Genomic DNA, 20084 nt, shown 5'->3' with positions numbered 1-20084 from the left:
GGCCCTTTCAGTCGGTGAGAGACAGCTGCGGTGTCAGTGCGTACCGGGCCAGCGGGTCGTCGACGAAATTCTGTACGCCGGACCGCCGGGCCGCGATCGTCGTTTCGGTCACGAGGGAGACGGTGATCGCCCGCTCCTGCAGCTGTTTCGCCAGCTCCGCGTAGATCACGTAGCGAGCCGCCGGATCCTTCTCCCCGTTCGCCTGCGCCAGCTTCGCGTCGAACGCCGGGTCGCAGTAGTGGCTGATGTTGTACGTGCCCTTGCAGGTGTAGTCGGATTCGAGGAAGCCGATCGGGTCCGCGATGTCGGTGAGGTGGTTCCGCGACAGCAGCGCCATGTCGTAGTTCCCGCTGAGCAGCGACGGTTCCAGGCCGGCGTAGTCGGTCATCGACACGTTCACCGTGATGCCGATCTGCTTGAGCTGTTCCTGAACCACCGCGGCAAGGTCGCCGAACTCGGGACGTTCCGTGTAGCCCCGCAGCGAGAGCGTGAGCTTGCCCGGACCGTAACCGGCCTTCTGCAGCAAGGCTTTCGCCGCCGCCACGTCGGGTTTGGCAGGCTCCACGCCCTTCGGTGCCCACGGTTCCTTCGCCGAGAACGGCCCGAACGCCGGAGTGGCGGTGCCGTCGTAGATCGTCTTCGCGATCGCGTCCAGGTCCACGGTCATCTGGATCGCCTTGCGGACATCGGGATTCGTGAACGGCGCCTTCGCGTCGTTCAGGTAGAGGCCTGTCGTCCGCGGCGTACTCGCATCCGAGACAGTCACGCTCTTGTCGGCCTTGAGTTCGGCGATGGCCGCGGAAGGGATGCCGAGGCCGATCTGGGACTCACCGGTGCGAACCTGGGTCGCCCGGGCGTTGCCGTCCGGGAGGAACTTGGCCACAGCCTTCGCCAGCTTCGCCTTGTCGCCCCAGTAACCGTCGTTGCGTTCCAGGGACATCGACTGCTGCGGCGTCTGCGCGGTGATGGTGAACGGCCCGGTGCAGTGCTTGATCACATCGACACCGCGACCGGCGAACGCCGCCTTGGCCAGGATGCCGGTGTTCACACTGGCGAGACGATAAGGCAGCAAGGCGCTCGGCGTCGGAGTAGTGATCCGCACGGTCGACGCGTCGACCGCCTGCACGCCGGTGACCACCTTCGGTGTGAACGCCCGCGGCGGTGTCGCCGACTTGAGCAGCCTGTTCAGCGCGAAGGCAACCTCGGTCGCGTCGAGCGCCGTACCGTCCTGGAACTTCACCCCCTGGCGGAGGGTGAAGTCCCACGCTGTCGGACTTGTCTGCGTCCACTTCGTGGCGAGCAACGGCTTCAGCTCACCGGCGTCGAAGTCGTACGTCAGCAGCGTTTCGAGGCAGCCGACCTGCGAGAGCACGAACGCGTCGTCGGTCTCGAGCGCGTAGCCGGCCTTCGGCGTGAACTGGAGTGCGATGGTCAGGCTGCGGTCCGCGGCGTTCGCGGAGCCGCCGGAGCTGGTGAAGCTTCCGCAGGCCGTGACCGTGAGGAGTGCGGCGAGCGCGAGCGCGGCGCCGGGCAGGGGACGAATGGGTCGCATGCTTCACCACCTGGATCGGTAGGAGATGTTGTTTGGGAAGGTAGGAGCGGCTGCGCAAGATTGTCAACAACTCGACGGCCGCGAATCGCTTGTCGACGAAAAAGACTTCGCTGCGTAACTTGCTGGAGAGCGATCCCGGAAGCTCAGAACGCCTTAAATACAAGGGATATTGTCGATGGATGAGTCAGCGAAGCCACTCTTGGCGATGACGCTCAGATGACGGCAAGATTACGCGATGAAGGGTTGTCAACAATCCGTCCTGTGGTCCATCATGAAGCGAACCGGAGGCCGCGTGGTCGGCGGCCGGAGAGGACGGGACATGACCACCCACATCCCCAGCAGCCCGGAGGGCGTTCGGATCCGGGACCTGACCGAGGCCGACATCCCCGCCGCCCAGGCAGTCATGATGCGCTCGGTCACCGAGGACTTCGGCGCCACGTACGACCCGGTCGTGCACGCCGACATCGACGACATCACGGGCTGGTACGTCGAGCCCGACGGGCCGTTCTTGCTCGTCGCCGAGGACACCATCACCGGCGCGGTGATCGCCACCTGCGGCATCCGCGGCGGCGCGCTCAAGGAGGGACTCAGCCCCGAACACCTCGTCGAGCGCTACCGCAACGGCCGCACCGGCCAACTCGTCCGCGTGTACGTCCTGAAGGAGCACCGCCGGCGGCACATCGCCCGGGCGCTCGTCCAGGCCGTCCTGGACCGGGCCCGCACGGAAGGCCACTACGACACGATCGCATTGCATACGTATCCACACTCCCCCGGCGCACTGCCGTTCTGGCAGTCACTCGGCTGCGAAGTCGTCGAGGACGACGTGAACGGCACGACCCGGGCGATCTTCTTCGAACTCCCCCTGACCGAAAGGACTTCCCTGTGAAGCGACGCGACATCTTCATCTTCGTTCCCCAGCCAGGCAAGGCGATCGAGGCCAAGGCCTACCTCGGCGACTGGCTCCGCTCGCTCGGCGAACACCCCGGCTACCTGGGTGGTTCGGTGCTCGAGGAAACGGCCGGCGAACTCCTCCCGGACACCCTCGTGATGCTGCTGGAGTTCGAGTCGACCGAGGCGGCCCGGGCGCTCTGGCCGAAGATCGAGAACACCGTCAACCCGCTGTACCCCGACGACAAGAGCGACAAGTCGCCGGACCAGGGCACCGCGTTCTTCGACGGCAGCACCGACCTCAACTACACCCGTGGCAACGGGCTGCTCGCCCGGATGCTGCACATCCACGCGGCCGTCGCGGACGAGTTCAGCACCGAGCCAGCCGGCGTGCGGTAACAGGGGCTCGCCGTGTCCACTGCCTTGTGGCATCCGCAGGCCCACATGCCCACCACCCTCAAGGAGCGCCTCGTCATCGCGTCCGCGCAGGGTGTGTGGCTCACGACCGAGGACGGCCAACGCCTCCTCGACCTGCCGGCCGGACTCTGGTACGCGAACATCGGCCACGGCCGCGAGCGGGTGGCACAGGCAGCGGCACGGCAGCTGACAACCCTGGAGACCTATCACCTGTTCGGGATCCACGCGAACCGGCCGGCCCTCGACCTCGCCGAACGGCTCCGCGCTCTGGTGCCGGTCCGCGACGCGTCGATCATCTTCACCTCCGGCGGCTCGGACTCGATCGACGCCGCCTGCAAACTGGCCCGCCGCTACTGGCAGCAGTTGGCGAGGCCAACGAAGACGATCGTTCTCAGCCGCGACGGCGGCTATCACGGTCTGCACGGCTTCGGTACGTCGATCGCCGGGCTGGACTTCAACCGGGCCGGCTACGGCACTGATTCGCTGATCCCTGAAACCGCGCGCATCCCCCTCATGGACCTGGCCGGCACGCGGGCGGAGATCGAGCGGATCGGACCGGACAACATCGCCGCGCTGGTCGCCGAGCCGGTCGTCGGCACCGGCGGCGTCCATCCGCCGTCCGACGGCTATCTCGCCGGACTGCAGGCGCTGTGCCGGGAGTTCGGCATCCTGTTGATCGCCGACGAGGTCGTCACCGGCTTCGGCCGCACCGGCGAGTGGTTCGCCGGCCACCGGTGGGGCATCGAGCCGGACCTGATGACGATGGCCAAAGGCCTCACGTCCGGCTACCTGCCACTCGGCGCGGTCGCGGTCTCCGACCGGGTGGCCGAACCGTTCATGGCGGGCGACGACGCTCCGATCTTCCGGCACGGCATCACGTACGCCGGCCATGCGACCGCGTGCGCGGTGGCGATGGAGAACCTCGACATCATCGAGGACGAGAACCTCGTCGAGCGGGTCGGCACCCTCGAACCGGTGCTGGCGGCGGCGTTCGGGGCGCTGACCGCCTCACCGCTGGTCCAGGAGGTCCGCTCGGTCGGGCTGATGGCAGGCGTCCAACTGCTGCCCGATGTCGCCGCCGACGACGTGATCCGCGGCTGTCGCCAACGTGGTGTTCTCACCCGGCTGCTGGCCGCCAACACCTTGCATGTCTGCCCGCCGTTCGTGATCACTCCCGACGAGATCCGCTTCGCGGCGGACGTGATGGCGGACGCACTCGCCGAAAGGTACGCCGCATGACAACGATCGCTGAGGAAACCGACGCCCTCCAATCTGTTCCGGCCGGGTTTCTGGCAACCGATTGGCGGGCAGCGACGGGTGGCGCGACGTTCGACGTCTTCGACCCGTCGACCGAACAACCCATCGCCGCGGTGGCCGACTGCGGGCCGGCCGACGCTCTCGCTGCCCTTGACGCCGCGGCCGGGACCGCCCCGCACTGGGCGGCTTCGACCGCACGCACGCGGGCCGACGTACTGCATCGCCTGTACGAACTCCTGCACAGCAACAAGGAGCGGCTGGCCCAGCTGCTCACGCTCGAAGTCGGCAAGACCATCACAGAGGCCCGCGGCGAAGTGGTCTACGCCGCCGACTACATCCGCTGGTACGCCGAAGAGGCCGTGCGGCCACACGGTCGCAGTACGGTCTCACCCGACGGCCGGAACCACATTGTCACCGTCGCCGAGCCCGTCGGCCCCTGTCTGCTCATCACGCCGTGGAACGTTCCGCTGGCGATGGCGGCGCGCAAGGTCGGGCCGGCAGTCGCTGCCGGTTGCACCGCCGTACTGAAGCCGCCCGAGCTCACCCCCCTGACATCACTCGTGTTCGGCGAACTGTTGCTCGAGGCCGGCGCACCTCCAGGGGTGCTGACAGTCGTCACGACAAGCACTCCCGCCGACGTCTCCCGACCGCTGCTGTCCGATCCGCGGTTGCGGAAGATCTCCTTCACCGGATCGACCGCGGTCGGCCGCCTGCTGCTCGAACAGAGCGGCAGCCGGGTGCTGAGGACCTCCATGGAGCTGGGCGGCAACGCGCCGTTCATCGTCTTCGACGACGCGGATCTCGACGTCGCCGTCCGGGAGGCGATGATCGCCAAGATGCGGATGGGCGGGCAGTCCTGTGTGGCCGCCAACCGGTTCCTGGTCGCGGACGGCATCGCCGACGCCTTCGTCGACGCCTTGGCCGGCCGGATGGGCTCGGTCGTCGTCGGCCCTCCTGCTGACGACACCTCGGAACTCGGACCGCTGGTCGACGCGCGCGCCGTCGACAAGGTCAACCGGCTGGTCAACGACGCGGTCGCCAAGGGCGCGGTCGTGGTAGCCCGCGCGCCGATCCCGGACAGCCCGGGACACTACGCCGCCCCGACCGTGCTCGACCACGTGCCCGGCGACGCCGACATCCTGCGCGAGGAGGTCTTCGGCCCGGTGGCGGCGATCCGGCGGTTCGGCACCGAGGACGAGGCTGTTGCGGCGGGCAACGACACGGAGCACGGCCTGGCCGCGTTCGTGATCACCCGCGACATCGACCGCGCCCGCCGAATCGCGAGCCGGCTGCAGAGCGGCATGGTCGGCATCAACCGCGGCCTGGTGTCGGACGTGGCGGCGCCGTTCGGCGGCATCAAGCAGTCCGGGCTCGGACGTGAAGGCGGGCCAGAGGGACTGGCCGAGTACCTGAACTTCAAGTACCTGTCGTCACCGGGGTTCCAGCTGTGACCCGGCTCGCGCTCATCCCCGGCGACGGCATCGGCCTCGAAGCGATGGAGTCCGCCAGGCAGGTGCTGTCGGCCGTGGAGGACCGGTACGGCGCGACGTTCGAGACGACAGAGCTCGACTGGTCCTGCGAGCGGTACGACCGGACCGGCTCGATGATGCCCGACGACGGTCTCGAGATCCTCGGCCGGCACGACGCGATCCTGCTCGGCGCGGTCGGCCGGCCCGGCGTACCCGATCACGTGTCGCTGTGGGGTCTGCTGATCCCGATCCGGCGTGCCTTCGAGCAGTACGTCAATCTCCGTCCGATGCGGGTGTTCGAGAGCGTCCCGGCTCCGGTGCGGGGTGCGGCGGGTACCGACTTGGTGATCGTGCGGGAGAACTCCGAGGGCGAGTACGGCGAGGTGGGCGGTCGGCTCGGCAAGGGGGCGTCGGAGGTCGCGTTGCAGCAGGCAACGTTCTCCCGCGTCGGCGTGGAGCGCATCGCGGAATACGCGATGGCACTGGCAGAGACCCGGCGAGGACAGGTCCGGTCCGCGACCAAGTCCAACGGGATCGTCCACACGATGACGTTCTGGGACGAGGTGGTCGACCAGGTCGCCGCGCGGCACCCGGGTGTCACGCTGCACCGTGAGCACGTGGACGCGATGGCGGCCCGGATAGTGCTGCACCCGACCGACTTCGACGTCGTGGTGGCCTCGAACCTGTTCGGCGACATCCTGTCGGACCTCGCCGCCGCCGTCTGCGGCAGCATCGGCATCGCGCCGTCGGCCAACCTCGCACCGGACGGACCGGGACCGTCGATGTTCGAGCCCGTCCACGGCTCCGCGCCCGACATCGCCGGGAAGGGCCTGGCCAACCCGGTCGGCATGCTTTGGTCCGTCGTACTCATGCTCGAGCACCTCCACCAGCCAAAGCCCGCCGCCGCGCTGATGACCGCGATCGAGGAGTCGTTGCGTGATCCCAAGACCCGCACCGCGGATCTCGGCGGTACTGCGTCGACAACCGATGTAACCGCCTTCGTGACAGAGAGGATCGGCCAATGACCGAGGTGGCCGTCATCGGCCTGGGGGCAATCGGGTCGATGACCCTGTGGCGGCTCGCCCAGCGCGGCGTCGTCGTGCACGGGTACGAGCGTTTCGGTCTCGCGCACGATCGCGGCGCCTCGGCCGGACAGACCCGGCGCTTCTCGGTGCAGAGCCAGCGCGAACGCCGCTTCACCCCGCTCGCGGTGGAAGCTCTCGACCTGTGGCGCGAGCTGTCCGACGTCACCGCCCGCGAACTGTTCCACCAGACCGGCGGCGTGATCATCGGGCCCGAAGGTACGCCGGCGCTGCTGTCGGCAATCGCCTCCGCGGACGAGAACGCACTCCCGTGCGAGCTGTTCGGCGCGAACGTCCTGCGCTCGCGGTTCCCGCAGCACGCCGTACGGGACACAGACGTCGGCGTCATCGACCCGCTCGCGGGTTATCTGCGCCCCGAGGCGAGCGTCGCCACGGCCGTCGAACGCGCGGCCGCACTGGGCGCGCAGGTCAATCTCTTCACCGAGGTTCTCGCGATCGAGGCAGGCGAGGACGGCATACGGGTCGTGACCGCCGCCGGCCGGCAAGCCTACGACCGCGTGGTCCTGGCACCGGGTGCCTGGGCGAGTGAGCTGGTGCCGGCGGCCAAGACCGTCGTACCGCGACGGCTCGTGCAGGCCTGGTACCTGGCGCGCAGGCCGGCCGACTACCGGCCGGAGGTCTTCGGTGTCTTCGAGCGCGTCGGCGACGTCTCGGCGTACGGCTTCCCGTCGCTCGACGGCGCGACCGTCAAGATCGGGATCAAGCTGGAGCAGCACCCGGTGGTCGACGACCTCCACCATGTCGAACGGTCGGTAGGCGTGGACTTCGCGGCACGTCTCGCCACGGTGGTCCGCGAGTTCTTCCCCGGTCTGCACCCCGACCCGGTCAACCTGCAGACGGGCATCGAGGGATACAGCCCGGACGACCTGCCGCTGCTGGGACTCGCGCCGTCCGACCCACGGCTCGTGATCGCGTGCGGGTTCTCCGGCGCGGGCTTCAAGTTCGCGCCGGTGCTGGGCGATGTCGCGGCCGACCTGGCGACCAATGGATCGACCGCCCGCGACGTGTCCTTCCTGGCACCCGGACGGCTCTGATGACGGGCCGAGTGATCGGCGTCCTCGGCGGTATGGGGCCTGCGGCAACGGCCGACTTCTACACAAAACTCGTGATGCTCTCCGCGGCCGGTACCGACCAGGCCCAGCCGCGGGTGGTCATCTGGGCCGACCCGACCGTTCCGGATCGCTCCCGTGCGCTGACCGGCGACGGACCGGACCCGACGCCGTGGCTGCTGAACGGTGTACGGACGCTCGAGCGGGCGGGCGCGACCGTACTCGCGATCCCCTGCAACACCGCGCACGCCTTCCTGCCTCGTATCACCGGTCAGGTGAACATCCCGGTGGTGCACATGATCGACGAGGTCGCGAAGTTCCTGGCGGCGACCAGGCCCGACGTCAGGACGGCCGGCGTACTCGCAACAGCCGGGACAGTGAGCGCTGGCCTCTACCAGCAGGCTTTGTCGGCGGTGGACATCCGCGCGGTGGTCCCACCGGGGCCTGTCCAGCGTCTGCGCGTGGACCGTGCCGTGCGGGCCGTCAAGGCAGGCGATCGCGGTGACCAGGTCAGGCGAGACCTCCTGCTGGCTGCGACCGGGCTTGTCGGGCAGGGCGCGGAGGTGCTGATCGCTGGGTGCACGGAGATCCCACTGGGTCTGCCACCGGCTGACATGCCGTGGCCGTTGATCGACCCCGCGCTGGTGCTGGCTCAGGCAGTACTGGCGCACATCGTGGAGCCGGTCACGGCCTGACCAGGCGGCCGGGGCGCACCGACCGGTCGAGAACACCGTCGCGGACTACCGGCACGCCGCCGACCAGCACATGCCGCATGCCGGTCGACGCCAGGGTCGGATCAGCGTACGTCGCGCGATCGCGTACTTCGTCCGGCGAGAACACCACGAGATCCGCATCGGCACCGACCTGCACCCTGCCCTTGCGCCGCATCACCGGCGCGGCAGGCTCCATGATCTGTGCCGGGAGCAACGAACAGCGCCGCAGCGCCGCGGCGAGATCCAGCCGTCCGGTCGTCCGCATCGTGTGCAGGAAACGGGCGTACGTCCCGACGCTCCGGGGATGAGTACGGCTCTCCCCGGGTACCGGATCGCCCCGATCCAGCATCCGCCCTTCGCTGTCGACGAACGGCACCGCGTCGGACGCGACCGCCACATCCGCGCCCGCGATCGCCCGCGGCAGCAGCTCGGCGTTCTCATCGAGATAGTGGATGATCACCAGCGTCCTCGGTGCCTCGGCGCGCAGCCGGCGCAGTTCTTCGGCGTCGTGGACGGGCCGCCCGGTCCCGGCGACGACGAGGTCGTGCGGCACCAGCCCGAGACCGGCCAGCCGATCCGGAGCCAGGAAGGCGGCGCCGACGGCGGTCATGCCCGCGCCGTACGGATACATCTCGGTACTGACCCGCGCGCCGTTCGCCCGGGCGCTCTCGACCAGCCGATGGCCCTCCTCGACGACGCGCAAGCAGGTCGAGTTCAGGTGACAGGCATGCAGTTGCGCACCGGTCGCCGCCGACACCTCGGCCAGCTCGGCGACACCAGCCAGCGGCGCCGAGCCCTCACCGGCCTTCGAGCGGGCATGGGTGAACAGGCCGACCCCGAGCCGGTGACCGAGCCGCGCGACGGCCTGGTACTCGCCCGGATCGGTGTCCGGCGCGTACCCGAGCAGCACACCGATGCCGATCGCACCCGCGGCGACCTCGTCCTCGATACGACCCAGCACCCGCACGAGTGCGGCCGAGCTCGCGGGCGCTCGCCAGGACGTCCCCTCCATTCCGGCGGTGAAGTCGAAGATGCTCTCGTCCGATCCCGAGAAGCCGTCGAGCACCCGCATCCTGGCCGCGGTCCACGACGCCGCGAACCCGTAGTTGATCGGGCGGCCTTCGGCGGCTGCCTCTGCCACGGCACGTCGTACATCTCGCACCCCGGCCTCGAGTTCGAGCGCCGTCGTGACTCCGTCGAGTGCCTGGAGTCGCTGCGAGGGGACGTTCTGCGCGTGGCTGTGCAGATCGACGAACCCCGGCGCGACGACCAGTCCGCGGGCGTCCAGTGCCAGCGGCGCGTCGTACGGTCCCGCACCGATCGCCGTGACCCGGCCGCCGGACACCAGCACATCCGCCGTTCGATCGAGACCGGACTCAGGATCGACGACGCGGCCGTTCCGTACGACGAGATCCCCGGCGAGCCCCATGTCGCCGTCAGCCGACGGCGTCCGACGGCCGGTCGGGTACGCCGAGCCGGAGATGCTCCGCGTGGTAGATCGCCTCGTCGAGCAACTGGGCAACATGGTTGTCGTACAGCGAGTAGACGACGCTGCGGCCCTGCCGCGCACCGTCGACGAGACCGAGATTCCGCAGCACCCGAAGCTGCTGAGACACCGCGGACTGCTCCATCTGGACCGTCTCCGCCAGCTCCCCCACCGACGCCGGCCCTTCACGCAGCCGCCCGAGGATGAGCAGCCTGCTCGGCGTGGCAAGGGCCTGCAACGTCGCGGCGATCGCCTTCGCCGACGTCAGATCCAGGCGGGCCGCCGCACCCGGGCGCGCCTCCACTCCATGCCCCATGCACCAGAGCATACACACATGAACACCAGATTGCATGAACACGTGTTCATATGAGGGCGCCTCACGCCGAGGACGAGGAATACTCGTCGACGAGATAGGCATGGACGTGCATGAGCTGGGCGAACACGCCGCCGCCCTTCTCGTAGTCGAGTTCGCCCGAGGCTTGCTCGTCGAACATGACGGCACCCTGGTCCTTCGACTTGGTCGCCTTGTCGTCCTGGGTGATCGGGTTGACGCCGTCGCCGATCGCCTTCCGGAACGCGCGCACAGTGTCGGTCGACTCGAAGTCGAACGTGAGCACGAAGAGTTCTCCCGGAAGATGGCGTAGTTCGCTCGCCGAGGAATTCTTCGTCACCGAACCGCCGAGGTAGCCCGGATGGCCCTCGATCTCCCGCAGAAAGGCGCGTAGGGCGTCTTGCGCCTGCGCATCCTTGCCCGGCTTCGACATCAGCACAATGGTTTCGCGTCGCCTGCTCATGAGCTTCCCTTCCTGGTGCTCTCTGGCGAATCTGCCTATCTACGTAATTACTAACATAGGAGCCCTAATTGGACAAGTGGTCAGGCAAATTCTGATCTTCCGTCTTGACGGCATTCCAGCGTGTCTGCATAGTTGGAAGCCAAGTTGCCTAGCTACTTTACATAAGTTCTGGAGGGTCCATGCGAGAGAGTCAGAGCTCAGGAATCGGTTCGGGGCCGGTCTGGAAGGGCTGGTTCTGCCATGTTCCGGCGGAAACCCGGGCGGACTACAAGCGGTTCATCAGCGAGGTGCATCGCCACGACATCGAGGCCCAGAAGCAGGCGGGCCTGATCCTCGACTACAAATTCGTGACCTCGCGGTACCGGTCGCCTCAGGACTGGAACTTCGCCATCCTGCTGCAACTGGAGAACATGGCGGCCCTGGACCGGCCGGACGAGGAGTTCGGCCGGATCGAGAAGGAGAACCGGACCAAACTGCTGACCGACCGGCCAGAACTGGCGGAGATGCTAAAGGACAAGGACCAATGGCGCGTCAGCATCGGTCAGCGCCTGTTCCGCGAGATGGTCTGGGGCCAGTGACGAGTCGACGCTGAGAGTCACTGCTCGCCGGACGGGCCTGGCGGCGTTCGCCGCCAGGCCCGTTGCTGTCCTCAATTAGCCTGGCAACTAGGCTAGTCTTATCTTGGTTGTGTGGATCCACTGGAGGTAGCCGTGACGTCGACTGATCATCCGCTGAGCGGGATGACGCCTGTTGTCCATCGCAGTGCCGCCGCTCAGGTGGCGGACCAGCTGGTGCTGGGCATTCGCGAGGGGCGGGTGCTCGACCGGCTGCCGACCGAGCGCGAGATGGCCGAGCGTTTCGGTGTCAGCCGCCCGACGATCCGCGAGGCGCTTGCCGCGCTCGAGCTTGCCGGCCTGGTTCGCTCGCAGCGCGGCAGCGGCACCGTCGTGATCGCGACGCCGGCGCAGGTGGCGACCTGGGGGCTGGAAATCATTCCACCGCAGGTGTTCGAAGCACGGATCGCGATCGAGCCGCATCTTGCCGCACTGGCCGCGACGAAACGCTACCCGGAGGACATCGAGGAGCTGCGCCAGGTCCTTACCGTCCTCGAGGAGGAGTTCGCCGCGACCCACGCCTACCAGAGCGATCTCGCGATGCACCGCGCGATCGCCAGGGCGGCCCGCAACCCGCTCCTCCAGGAGGCGCTCGAAGATGCCCTCCGGCACCAGAACACGGACTTGTGGACGGAGCTCCGGGCGCGCGCGCTGACGCAGGAGGACAACCGCGCCAGCCACGTCGCCGAGAGCAGAGCGGTCGTCGACCACATCGCCCGCGGGGAGGCCGACCAGGCGGCCGAGGTATGGCGCAGCCACCTGCTCCGGTACCGCGACGAGATGCTGGGCAGGGGAGAGACGCAGTGATCGTGCCGGCGGGCTAAGCGGACACGAAGCGCGCCCATCGATCCAGGACCGCGGCCATGTTCGCGTCCCACCACGAGATGTCGATGTCGAAGACCTTTCCCTTGTACTGATCGGCGTTCCCGAAGTCTGCGAGGCGGGTGCGGTCCTTGATGAGCCCGAGCGCCACCCTGTTACCCGGCCCGCCGGGGAACCAGGTGGAGAACTCGGCGTTCACCTCGGGCGACATCATGAAGTCCACGTAGCTGTAGGCGAGGTCCTTGTTGGCGGTCGCCTTGTTGATCGCCAGGCACTGGGCAGCGTTGCCGGCACCGGCCCAGACGATCCGCAACGGCAGGCCACCATGGGCAAGCGCCGCCATCCGCGGCGACCAGCCTTGGCCCAGCGCAGCCTGACCGGTAGAGAACAGGGACTCGTTCTCGGAGCCGGAGGTCCAGAACTTCAGGATGTGCGGCTTGATCTGCTCGAGGACACGGAACGCCCGGTCGACGTCGAGCGGGTAGAGCGCGTCGAGGGCGACACCATCGGCGATCAGCGCCTGCTCCAGCGGAGGCTTCTCCCCCGCCGCGTCCTCGAGAACCCGGCGCCCGGGAAAAGCCTTCACGTCCCAGAAGTCCGCCCAGCTCGCGGGTGCTGCTCCATTGAGCTGCTTGGTGTTGTAGACGAGCACTTCCGAGTAGATCTGCTGGCTCAGCCAGTCCGGTGCGGACTGCCTGATGTCCGCAAGCTTGAACCGCTTGAAGCGATCCATCTCGAACTGCAGCAGGCCGCCGCTCTTGCGGAGCTTGCCGATCCCGAGCCCGCCGGTGTCAACCACGTCGAGATCAGCGCTGCCCGACTTCAGCATCGCGACCATCTTGGCAGTGTTCGCCGTCACCGGAACGATCTCGGCCCCGGTCTCCTTGGTGAACTGCGGCCAGACATACTTCCGCATCACGTCTTCCCTGGCCCCGGCCGTCGACCGTACGAAAAGCTTCTTCGAGCCGGCATTGCCGATCGCCCCGAGTGCGCAGCCGGTCATCGACGTCGCCGTACCGGCACCGGCCAGCAGCACTCCAGCCTTGAGCAGGCTCCGTCGGCCGAGGGTTGGCTGATTCAGTTGGTTCATGACTACTCCTGGGTGCGGGCTGCTGGGAGAGCAGCAGGGGATTGCTCGCGTTGTTGCCGGCGCGCGCGACTCAAGAGGTGGGTGAGCACGAACGCGGCGATCGTCAGCAGGAAGACGTACACGCTGACCGCGGTGATGATCGGGTTGGTCTCGAAGATCATCGAGCTCCAGATGCTGACCGGAAGCGTCCTGCTCGTCGGGTCGCTGAGCAGCAACGCGATGACGAGTTCGTCGAACGACGTCAGGAACGAGAACAGGCACGCGGCGATCAGCCCCGGTGCGAGCGCCGGCAAGGTGATCTTCTGGACGGCTCGTAACCGGGAGGCGCCAAGGCTCACGGCTGCGTCCTCCAGCCGTACGTCGAACCCGGCGAGGCTCGAGCACACGATCAGGACGAAGACCGGCAGGCACAACACCACGTGACCGAGACCGATGATCAGCGGGGACCCGGTGAGATGGACCGGGGTAAGCACGTAGTACAGGCCCAGTGCGGTGAGGATCTGCGGCACGATGATCGGGGACATCACCAATCCGTAGATCAACCGCTGTCCACGGAAGGACCCTCGCACCAGGGCAATCGATACCGGCAGACCGATGACGAACGTGATCGCCGTCGCCACCAGGCCGGCGATCACGCTGTTGACGGCCGACATCGCCCACAACGGGTCGTTGGCCAACGACCCGTACCAGTGGAGCGACAGCTCGTGCGGGGGGAAGCTGATGTACGTCGCCGGGTTGAACGACGACGCCACGACGACGACCATCGGGAAGACCATCAGGAGAACGACGGCGGTGGCGAAGGTCGCTCGGAGGATCTTGATGCCTGGCTTCATCGCTATCGCCTCACGTCCACGAGCCGGGCCAGCCCGACGATCCGGCTGACGATGCCGACAAGCGTGAGTACGGCGACCAGGAGCACTACTCCGAGTGCCGCGGCAAGGCGCTCGTCGAACGTCACCTCCACCGCGTTCTCGATGACCGAGGCAACGGTCTGGTCCTTGGGGCCGCCCATCAGGCGCGGCGCCATGAAGTACCCGATGGACAGTACGAAGGTCAGGGTCAGGCTGGCCACGACTCCAGGCAGCGTCAACGGCCAGTAGACACGCCGGAACGTGTGCCAGCCGCTCGCCCCGAGACTTCGCGCGGCGTGCATCAGCCGGGGATCCAGTTGCAGCATCACGGTGCGCACGGTCAGCACGCTGTAGGGGAGTAGTGCGTATACCATCCCCACGAGTACGCCAGTCCGGTTGTAGAGCAGGGGGACGTCGCCGAGCCCGAGGGACCGCAAGGCGTCCGGAACCAGGCCGTTCGGTGCGAGGATGACGATCCAGCCGAACATCCGCACGAGGATGCTGGTCAGGAACGGGACCAGTAGCGCGACCATGCACACCGCGGTCATCCAGCGGGACGATGTGGTCAGGATGTAGGCCAACGGGTATCCGATGACCAGGCTGGCCAGGGCAGAGACTGCCCCGATCTCGAACGTGGTCAGGAAGACTCGCAGATATTCCGGCTCACCGAGGATGCGTCGGTAGGTCTCCACGGAGAAACCATTGGGAAGGCCAACGCTCAGCATGACCATCTTCGCCAGCGGGAGGACGAACATCACGGCGAGAAACACAACGGCCGGCAGCGCCAGATAGCCGCGACGCTGCGTCCCTCGCTTCGTCCGCGTGCTTTGCCGCGCGTCGATCCGGGGCGTTTGCAGCAGTTGCGCGGTCATCAGACGTCTGCCTCGCGTAGCGGCTCGCGGTCGAGCGCGACGGCGTCCGCGGCGGTCCAGAGCGCGTATGCCTCGGAGCCTTCGTGGAGCGACAGCGCGGCCGCGTCCATACTGGACAACTTGACGACGAAGTGCTTGTTGCCACACTCGATCTGGTATCTCACGGCGTCGCCGACGTACACGACCTCGGTTACCCGTCCGGCGAACTGGTTGACGGCGTTCGGACGGCGTTCGCGGCAGAGCGCCATCCTTTCCGGCCGAACGATTGCGCTGACCCACTCGCCGGCCGCGATCGACCGGCCGGGATCCGGGCATAGCCGTACGACGCCGAGGTCCTGGTCCTCGACGCTGATCACACTGGGAGTGCTCTCGCGCACCCGGCCGCACAGGAGGTTCGACTCACCGAGGAACTCGGCGACAAACCGGTCCTGGGGCCGCTCGTAGATGACTTCTGGCCGGTCGCACTGCAGGATCGAACCCGACCGCATCACCGCGATCCGGTCTGACATGGTCAGGGCTTCGTCGCGGTCGTGGGTGACCAGGATGATCGTGGCGTTCATCTTGCGCTGGATACGCTTGATCTCGAGTTGCAGACGCTCACGCAACTTGCGGTCGAGAGCGGACAGCGGCTCGTCCAGGAGCACGACGGCGGGATCGAACACGAGTGCCCGTGCCAGCGCGACCCGCTGCTGCTGACCTCCTGAGAGACTCGCCGGCCTCTGGTGTGCCTTCTCCGCAAGGTCGACCAGGTCCAGCATCTCGTCGACCTTGCGGGAAATCTGGGACTTCGGCAGATGCCGCATCTTCAGCGGGAACGCCAGGTTGTCGGCGACCGTCATGTGCGGGAACAAGGCGTAGTTCTGGAAGACCAGCCCAATGTTTCGCTGGTGCGGGCTGGTGTTTGTTGCCGGCCGTCCGCCGATCGCGATACTCCCGGCCTCCGGGATCACGAAGCCTGCGATCATCATCAGGATGCTGGTCTTCCCGGACCCGCTGGGACCGAGCAATGTGACGAACTCGCCCTGGTTGACGGCGAGATCGACGTCGTTGACCACGGGCTGACCGGAGTACTCCTTGCGCAACCCGGTCAGCTCCAGCGCAACCCGGCTCTCAGGTGCTCCGGTGGTCGCTGGCCGACCTTGGACGTGAGATTGCGGCGCACGGAGTGCGAACGGAGTCTTCATCGCTCGACCTCCCAGCCGGCGGGGAATCGGTGAGCCGGGAGGGCGACGAGCCGTGCCCTTTGCCTGGAGTCTTCGTAGTAGCTTTGGGCCGCGGAGTCGTAGCCGTCGTTCTGCACGTTCTGCATCGCCGCGGCCAGTGACCCGCGCAGGTTCGCCTGGACGGCGTCACGGGACCAGCTCAGGCCGGCGATGCAGCGGTCCGCGAAGATCTGCGCGGTTCGACCGAGCATCTGAAGGCCGGTGAGAAGCTCGTCGATGGCGACCGGCGCCATCGGGCTGACCTCCAGCTCGCCCGCCCCGGCCGCGAGCTGGACGGTGTGTGCGGAGCCGGCCAAGCGGAAGGACATTTGCAGCACCAGTTCCGGAATCACCGGATTGACTTTCCCTGGCATCGCGGACGACCCGGCCTGCACAGGGGGCAGATCCACCTCGGCGATGCCCCCGACCGGTCCGGAAGCCAGCAGCCGGAGATCCGCGGCCGTTCGTGCACACGTCCGCGCCGCCGCGGACATCCGGTCCGCGACGGAGACAAGCGGCTCGAGAGACGCCAGGCCTTCGAACGGGTTGTCCGCGGCACTGATCGGCAGGCCCGTCTCTTCGGCGAGACGGGCCACGGCCACATCCCGGAATCCGGGGGGCGCGCCGGCGCCTGTCCCAACCGCGGTCCCGCCCAGTGGTACCTCCAGCAGAGCGGCGAGGCTGTCGGACAGGCCGCGGGCCGCTCGCGCCAGCGCCGCGGCTTGCGATTCGTGCACCGCTGAGATCGGCACGGGAAGCGCGTCCTGGAGGCAGGTTCGACCGAGGTGATCCCAGCCCTGGTGCCGCTCCGCCTGTTCGATCAGCGCCTGCCGCAGATGGTCCAGACGGCTGAGACACGTCTGGCCCGCGAGATACACGGCAATGCCGGCAGCGGTCGGGATTACGTCGTTGGTGGACTGACTTCGGTTGACGTGGTCGTTGGGATGCACGTGGTAGCTGCCGGCCGGATGCCCCAGAAGCTGTCCCGCGCGGTTGGCCAGGACCTCGTTGACGTTCATGTGGATCGACGTACCGCCGCCGCCCGCGACCATGCCGACCTGGAGACTGGAATCGAGCGATCCCTCCCGGAGCTCCTGCGCGGCGCCGATGATCGCGTCGGCGCGCTCGGGGTCGACCGTCCCCAGCTCCTTGTTCGCCCTGGCCGTCGCGATCTTGACCACACCCAGCGCCTCGACCAGCGTCGGCTGGTCAGACAGCCGCCGGCCACCCAGCTCGAAGTTTCGCATTGCTCGCACCGTATGGATTCCGAAAAGTGCGCTCGCGGGTACTTCGCAGGCCCCGAGGAAGTCGTGCTCGAGACGACGGAGCCGAGCGTCGTTGTGCGGTTCTGTACTGCGCATCCGGTCCATGTTCAACCGCCTTAAAGACGACAGGTAACCTGTTTGCCTGACCAATCTGCATCAGGCGATGGAGGTCGTCAAGGGATTGGGCGACCTTCTTGCCAACTGCGCAAAGGGTGCGCAATATTGGTCAGGCAACCATGCAGCCTGGCGAACGAGGTGATCGTGTGATGGACTGTCGACTGGTCGGACGCAGCGGTCTACGCGTCAGTCCCGTTGCGCTCGGGACGATGAACTTCGGCCCCGTCACCTTCGAGCCGGAGGCTCACACGATCCTCGACGCCGCCGTGGCGGAGGGCGTCAACCTGATCGACACAGCAGATGTGTACGGCGCGGACGCCAACCGCACGATCGGCGGCGTCAGCGCCGCCAAGGGCCGCACCGAGGAGATCCTCGGCCGCTGGTTCGCCGGGGCCCCGGGACGACGTGACCGGGTGGTGCTGACCACCAAGGTCTTCGGGACCATGGGAGCCGCGCCGAACGACCGCAACCTGTCGGCGGTACATCTCCGCAAGGCCTGCGACGCATCGCTGCGACGGCTGCAGACCGACCACATCGACATCTACATGCTGCACCATGTCGACCGGAACACTCCCTGGGACGAGATCTGGGAAGCGCTCAGCGTCCTTCGCCAGCAGGGCAAGATCGTGTACGCCGGCACCAGCAACCACGCAGCGTGGCAACTGGTTCAGGGGCAGCTGGCCGCGGTCGATCGCGGGATGTTCGGAATCGTCGCCGAGCAGAGCATCTACAGTCTGATGCAGCGCAATATCGAACTCGAGGTGCTTCCGGCTTGCGTTGCCCTCGGCATCGGACTCATCGCCTACAGCCCGCTCAACTCGGGCCTACTGGCCGGCGTACTGCAGAAGTCGAGCAAGGGTTCCAGGAGCGCCAGCGGCCGTGCGGTCGGCGGGTTGGCGCAGTACCAGGACCAGATCGCGCAGTACGAGAAGCTCTGTGCCGAGTTGGGCGAACACCCGGCCGCGGTCGGGCTCGCCTGGCTGCTTCACCAACCGGGCATCACAGCACCCGTCATCGGCGCGCGAACCATCGAACACCTCGAGGTCGGCCTCCGGGCGACCGCGCTCGCGCTCGACGAGCAGGTGCTCGCGCGCCTCGACGAGATCTTTCCGCCGATGGGTCCAGCACCTGAGGCCTATGCCTGGTGACGCCAATACCCATTGAAGAGTCAGGAGACGAACAGTGACAAACCCGCAGCGGTACGACGTCGCAGTACTCGGCCTCGGAGCGGTCGGCGCCTCGGCGCTGTGGCGGGCTGCCGCTCGTGGTGCGAGCGTCATCGGGTTCGAGCAGTTCGAGCCCGGACATCCACGGGGATCCTCGCACGGCGGCTCGCGCATCTTCCGTCAGACGCTCTTCGAAGGCGTCGAGTACGTCCCGTTGGCCAGGAGGGCGAAGCGGTTGTGGCAGCAGTTGCAGCAGCAATCGGGCGCCCAGTTGTTCCAGCGCACCGGCGGCCTGACGATCGGTCCCGCCGGCAGCTCCCTCATCAAGGTCGCACTCGAGTCGGCGCAAGCCGGGGGTTTCGAACACGAACTCCTGGATGAGGAAATCCTGGCCGGCACGTATCCGCAGCACGCGCACATCCAGGGCGATGTCGCCGTCTTCGAACGCGGTGCCGGCGTGATGAACCCCGAGGCGAGCATCCGGGCGGCAGTGGCCCAGGCGCGTCAGCACGGTGCCGAGGTGGCTGTGAACGCGCGAGTGGACAGCATCGACCATGAGGACCAAGGGGTACGCATCGTATGCGGGGGCAATGAGGTCCTCGCACGCCGCGCGATCGTGGCCACCGGGGCGTGGTTCACTGACCTCGTCCCCGATCTCGCGCTTCCCCTCACTATCGTGCGTTCCCCACTGGTCTGGTTCACCGGACCAGATCGGGCTGCTTACGGCCCCGACCGATTCCCCGTCTTCGTCCGCAAGAGCGGTGACCTCGACGGATGGGGTATCACCGACATCGACGGCAAAGGCGTCAAGATCGGCGCCGGACCGTCTGCCCCGAAGCCGCTGCTCGACCGCGCAGACGACAACTCCTATCCGATCGACGAACGAGACACCGGCCCGTGCGAGCGCTTCTGCGAGCGCGCATTTCCAGGACTCGACCCAGTTGCCAAGGCCGCGGAACCGTGCATGAACTCACGCACCGCTGACCGAGACTTCATCATCGGAATTCCGGAGAAAGCACCATCCCTGGTCCTTGCCGGCGGTTTCTCCGGGCACGGGTTCAAACACGCGAGCGCCAGTGGAGACGTCGCGGTCGACCTCGCGATCGACGGCGCCACCGAACTACCGATCGACCGCTTCTCCCCCGAGCGGTTCTGACCAGAGCACAGGCCACGCCCCCGCTGACAAGTCCCCGGGGAGTAGACGACCGTGCGCCCCGCCGGACGCCCCTCGACCGGTCCGAGGTTGCGGATGGGACACCGCGGACTACTCCATCTGGAGGAGGCGAGGCCTGCAGCATCGCCTCGAAGGCCTTCTCAGACACCAGGTCCAGCCGTGTCGACGTGACAGCACGCGCAT

Annotated in this window: 20 protein-coding genes; 11 read left to right on the top strand and 9 right to left on the bottom strand. The window is 67.4% G+C overall.

What is annotated here, in order from left to right; genetic code table 11:
* Positions 1 to 7: 7 nt before the first annotated feature.
* On the bottom strand, positions 8 to 1552 hold the full coding sequence (locus ACFV9C_RS43155; RefSeq protein ID WP_380203626.1) for an ABC transporter substrate-binding protein: 1545 nt from the start codon (positions 1550 to 1552) through the stop codon (positions 8 to 10).
* Positions 1553 to 1871: 319 nt separating this feature from the next.
* Here ACFV9C_RS43155 and ACFV9C_RS43150 point away from each other — a divergent pair, with 319 nt between their 5' ends.
* From ACFV9C_RS43150 to ACFV9C_RS43120, 7 genes are read left to right on the top strand one after another with little or no spacing between them, the layout of a single operon-like run.
* Positions 1872 to 2438 (top strand): GNAT family N-acetyltransferase, encoded by a 567-nt coding sequence (locus ACFV9C_RS43150; protein WP_380203624.1) that lies wholly within the window; start codon positions 1872 to 1874, stop codon positions 2436 to 2438.
* On the top strand, positions 2435 to 2839 hold the full coding sequence (locus ACFV9C_RS43145; RefSeq protein ID WP_380203622.1) for a hypothetical protein: 405 nt from the start codon (positions 2435 to 2437) through the stop codon (positions 2837 to 2839). Before ACFV9C_RS43150 ends, ACFV9C_RS43145 begins: the two co-directional genes overlap by 4 nt.
* Before the next feature lie 12 nt (positions 2840 to 2851).
* Positions 2852 to 4096 carry an aspartate aminotransferase family protein gene (locus ACFV9C_RS43140; RefSeq protein ID WP_380203620.1) on the top strand — a complete coding sequence of 415 codons (1245 nt, stop codon included), beginning with the start codon at positions 2852 to 2854 and terminating at the stop codon, positions 4094 to 4096.
* A complete protein-coding gene (locus tag ACFV9C_RS43135) occupies positions 4093 to 5565 on the top strand; it encodes an NAD-dependent succinate-semialdehyde dehydrogenase (protein ID WP_380203618.1) in 1473 nt (490 codons plus the stop codon). Before ACFV9C_RS43140 ends, ACFV9C_RS43135 begins: the two co-directional genes overlap by 4 nt.
* Entirely contained in the window at positions 5562 to 6608 is a 1047-nt protein-coding gene (locus ACFV9C_RS43130; RefSeq protein ID WP_380203616.1) for an isocitrate/isopropylmalate dehydrogenase family protein, read from the top strand. The genes ACFV9C_RS43135 and ACFV9C_RS43130 overlap by 4 nt, the downstream gene beginning before the upstream one ends.
* Complete coding sequence (solA, locus tag ACFV9C_RS43125) at positions 6605 to 7720, top strand: N-methyl-L-tryptophan oxidase (protein WP_380203614.1); 1116 nt, start codon at positions 6605 to 6607, stop codon at positions 7718 to 7720. Before ACFV9C_RS43130 ends, solA (ACFV9C_RS43125) begins: the two co-directional genes overlap by 4 nt.
* On the top strand, positions 7720 to 8430 hold the full coding sequence (locus ACFV9C_RS43120; RefSeq protein WP_380203611.1) for an aspartate/glutamate racemase family protein: 711 nt from the start codon (positions 7720 to 7722) through the stop codon (positions 8428 to 8430). The genes solA (ACFV9C_RS43125) and ACFV9C_RS43120 overlap by 1 nt, the downstream gene beginning before the upstream one ends.
* On the opposite strand, the gene ACFV9C_RS43115 is transcribed toward ACFV9C_RS43120, so the two are convergent.
* The 3 genes from ACFV9C_RS43115 to ACFV9C_RS43105 all read right to left on the bottom strand — a co-directional run bounded on the left by ACFV9C_RS43115 (position 8420) and on the right by ACFV9C_RS43105 (position 10698).
* Entirely contained in the window at positions 8420 to 9877 is a 1458-nt protein-coding gene (locus ACFV9C_RS43115; protein ID WP_380203609.1) for an amidohydrolase family protein, read from the bottom strand. The two genes, ACFV9C_RS43120 and ACFV9C_RS43115, sit on opposite strands and share 11 nt — an antisense overlap.
* A gap of 7 nt (positions 9878 to 9884) precedes the next feature.
* A complete protein-coding gene (locus ACFV9C_RS43110) occupies positions 9885 to 10250 on the bottom strand; it encodes an ArsR/SmtB family transcription factor (RefSeq protein WP_380203607.1) in 366 nt (121 codons plus the stop codon).
* A gap of 61 nt (positions 10251 to 10311) precedes the next feature.
* A complete protein-coding gene (locus ACFV9C_RS43105; RefSeq protein ID WP_380203605.1) occupies positions 10312 to 10698 on the bottom strand; it encodes a hypothetical protein in 387 nt (128 codons plus the stop codon).
* 209 nt (positions 10699 to 10907) lie between these two features.
* On the opposite strand from ACFV9C_RS43105, the gene ACFV9C_RS43100 reads away from it, so the two are divergent.
* A complete protein-coding gene (locus ACFV9C_RS43100; protein WP_380203603.1) occupies positions 10908 to 11306 on the top strand; it encodes a hypothetical protein in 399 nt (132 codons plus the stop codon).
* A 111-nt stretch (positions 11307 to 11417) separates the two neighbouring features.
* Positions 11418 to 12149, top strand: coding sequence for a FadR/GntR family transcriptional regulator (locus ACFV9C_RS43095; RefSeq protein ID WP_380203601.1), 732 nt, complete (start codon positions 11418 to 11420; stop codon positions 12147 to 12149).
* A 13-nt stretch (positions 12150 to 12162) separates the two neighbouring features.
* Here the strand turns inward: ACFV9C_RS43095 and ACFV9C_RS43090 are convergent, their stop codons facing one another.
* The 5 genes from ACFV9C_RS43090 to ACFV9C_RS43070 are packed head-to-tail and all read right to left on the bottom strand — an operon-like array spanning position 12163 to position 17540.
* Positions 12163 to 13254, bottom strand: a complete 1092-nt coding sequence (locus ACFV9C_RS43090; protein WP_380203599.1) for an extracellular solute-binding protein — start codon at positions 13252 to 13254, stop codon at positions 12163 to 12165.
* A gap of 2 nt (positions 13255 to 13256) precedes the next feature.
* Complete coding sequence (locus tag ACFV9C_RS43085) at positions 13257 to 14087, bottom strand: ABC transporter permease (RefSeq protein ID WP_380203597.1); 831 nt, start codon at positions 14085 to 14087, stop codon at positions 13257 to 13259.
* Positions 14088 to 14089: 2 nt separating this feature from the next.
* Positions 14090 to 14977, bottom strand: coding sequence for an ABC transporter permease (locus ACFV9C_RS43080; protein ID WP_380203595.1), 888 nt, complete (start codon positions 14975 to 14977; stop codon positions 14090 to 14092).
* Complete coding sequence (locus ACFV9C_RS43075) at positions 14977 to 16161, bottom strand: ABC transporter ATP-binding protein (protein ID WP_380203593.1); 1185 nt, start codon at positions 16159 to 16161, stop codon at positions 14977 to 14979. The genes ACFV9C_RS43080 and ACFV9C_RS43075 overlap by 1 nt, the downstream gene beginning before the upstream one ends.
* Positions 16158 to 17540: a lyase family protein gene (locus ACFV9C_RS43070; protein WP_380203688.1), complete on the bottom strand. Its 1383-nt coding sequence runs from the start codon at positions 17538 to 17540 to the stop codon at positions 16158 to 16160. Before ACFV9C_RS43070 ends, ACFV9C_RS43075 begins: the two co-directional genes overlap by 4 nt.
* Before the next feature lie 140 nt (positions 17541 to 17680).
* Here ACFV9C_RS43070 and ACFV9C_RS43065 point away from each other — a divergent pair, with 140 nt between their 5' ends.
* Both ACFV9C_RS43065 and solA (ACFV9C_RS43060) read left to right on the top strand, forming a co-directional pair.
* Entirely contained in the window at positions 17681 to 18709 is a 1029-nt protein-coding gene (locus ACFV9C_RS43065) for an aldo/keto reductase (protein ID WP_380203591.1), read from the top strand.
* A gap of 34 nt (positions 18710 to 18743) precedes the next feature.
* Positions 18744 to 19883: an N-methyl-L-tryptophan oxidase gene (gene solA / locus ACFV9C_RS43060; RefSeq protein WP_380203589.1), complete on the top strand. Its 1140-nt coding sequence runs from the start codon at positions 18744 to 18746 to the stop codon at positions 19881 to 19883.
* Positions 19884 to 20084 lie beyond the last annotated feature (201 nt).

This window comes from Kribbella sp. NPDC059898, assembly GCF_042730855.1.
In the GTDB taxonomy this organism is placed as follows: domain Bacteria; phylum Actinomycetota; class Actinomycetes; order Propionibacteriales; family Kribbellaceae; genus Kribbella.
This window is presented reverse-complemented; position numbering and strand designations above follow the sequence as displayed.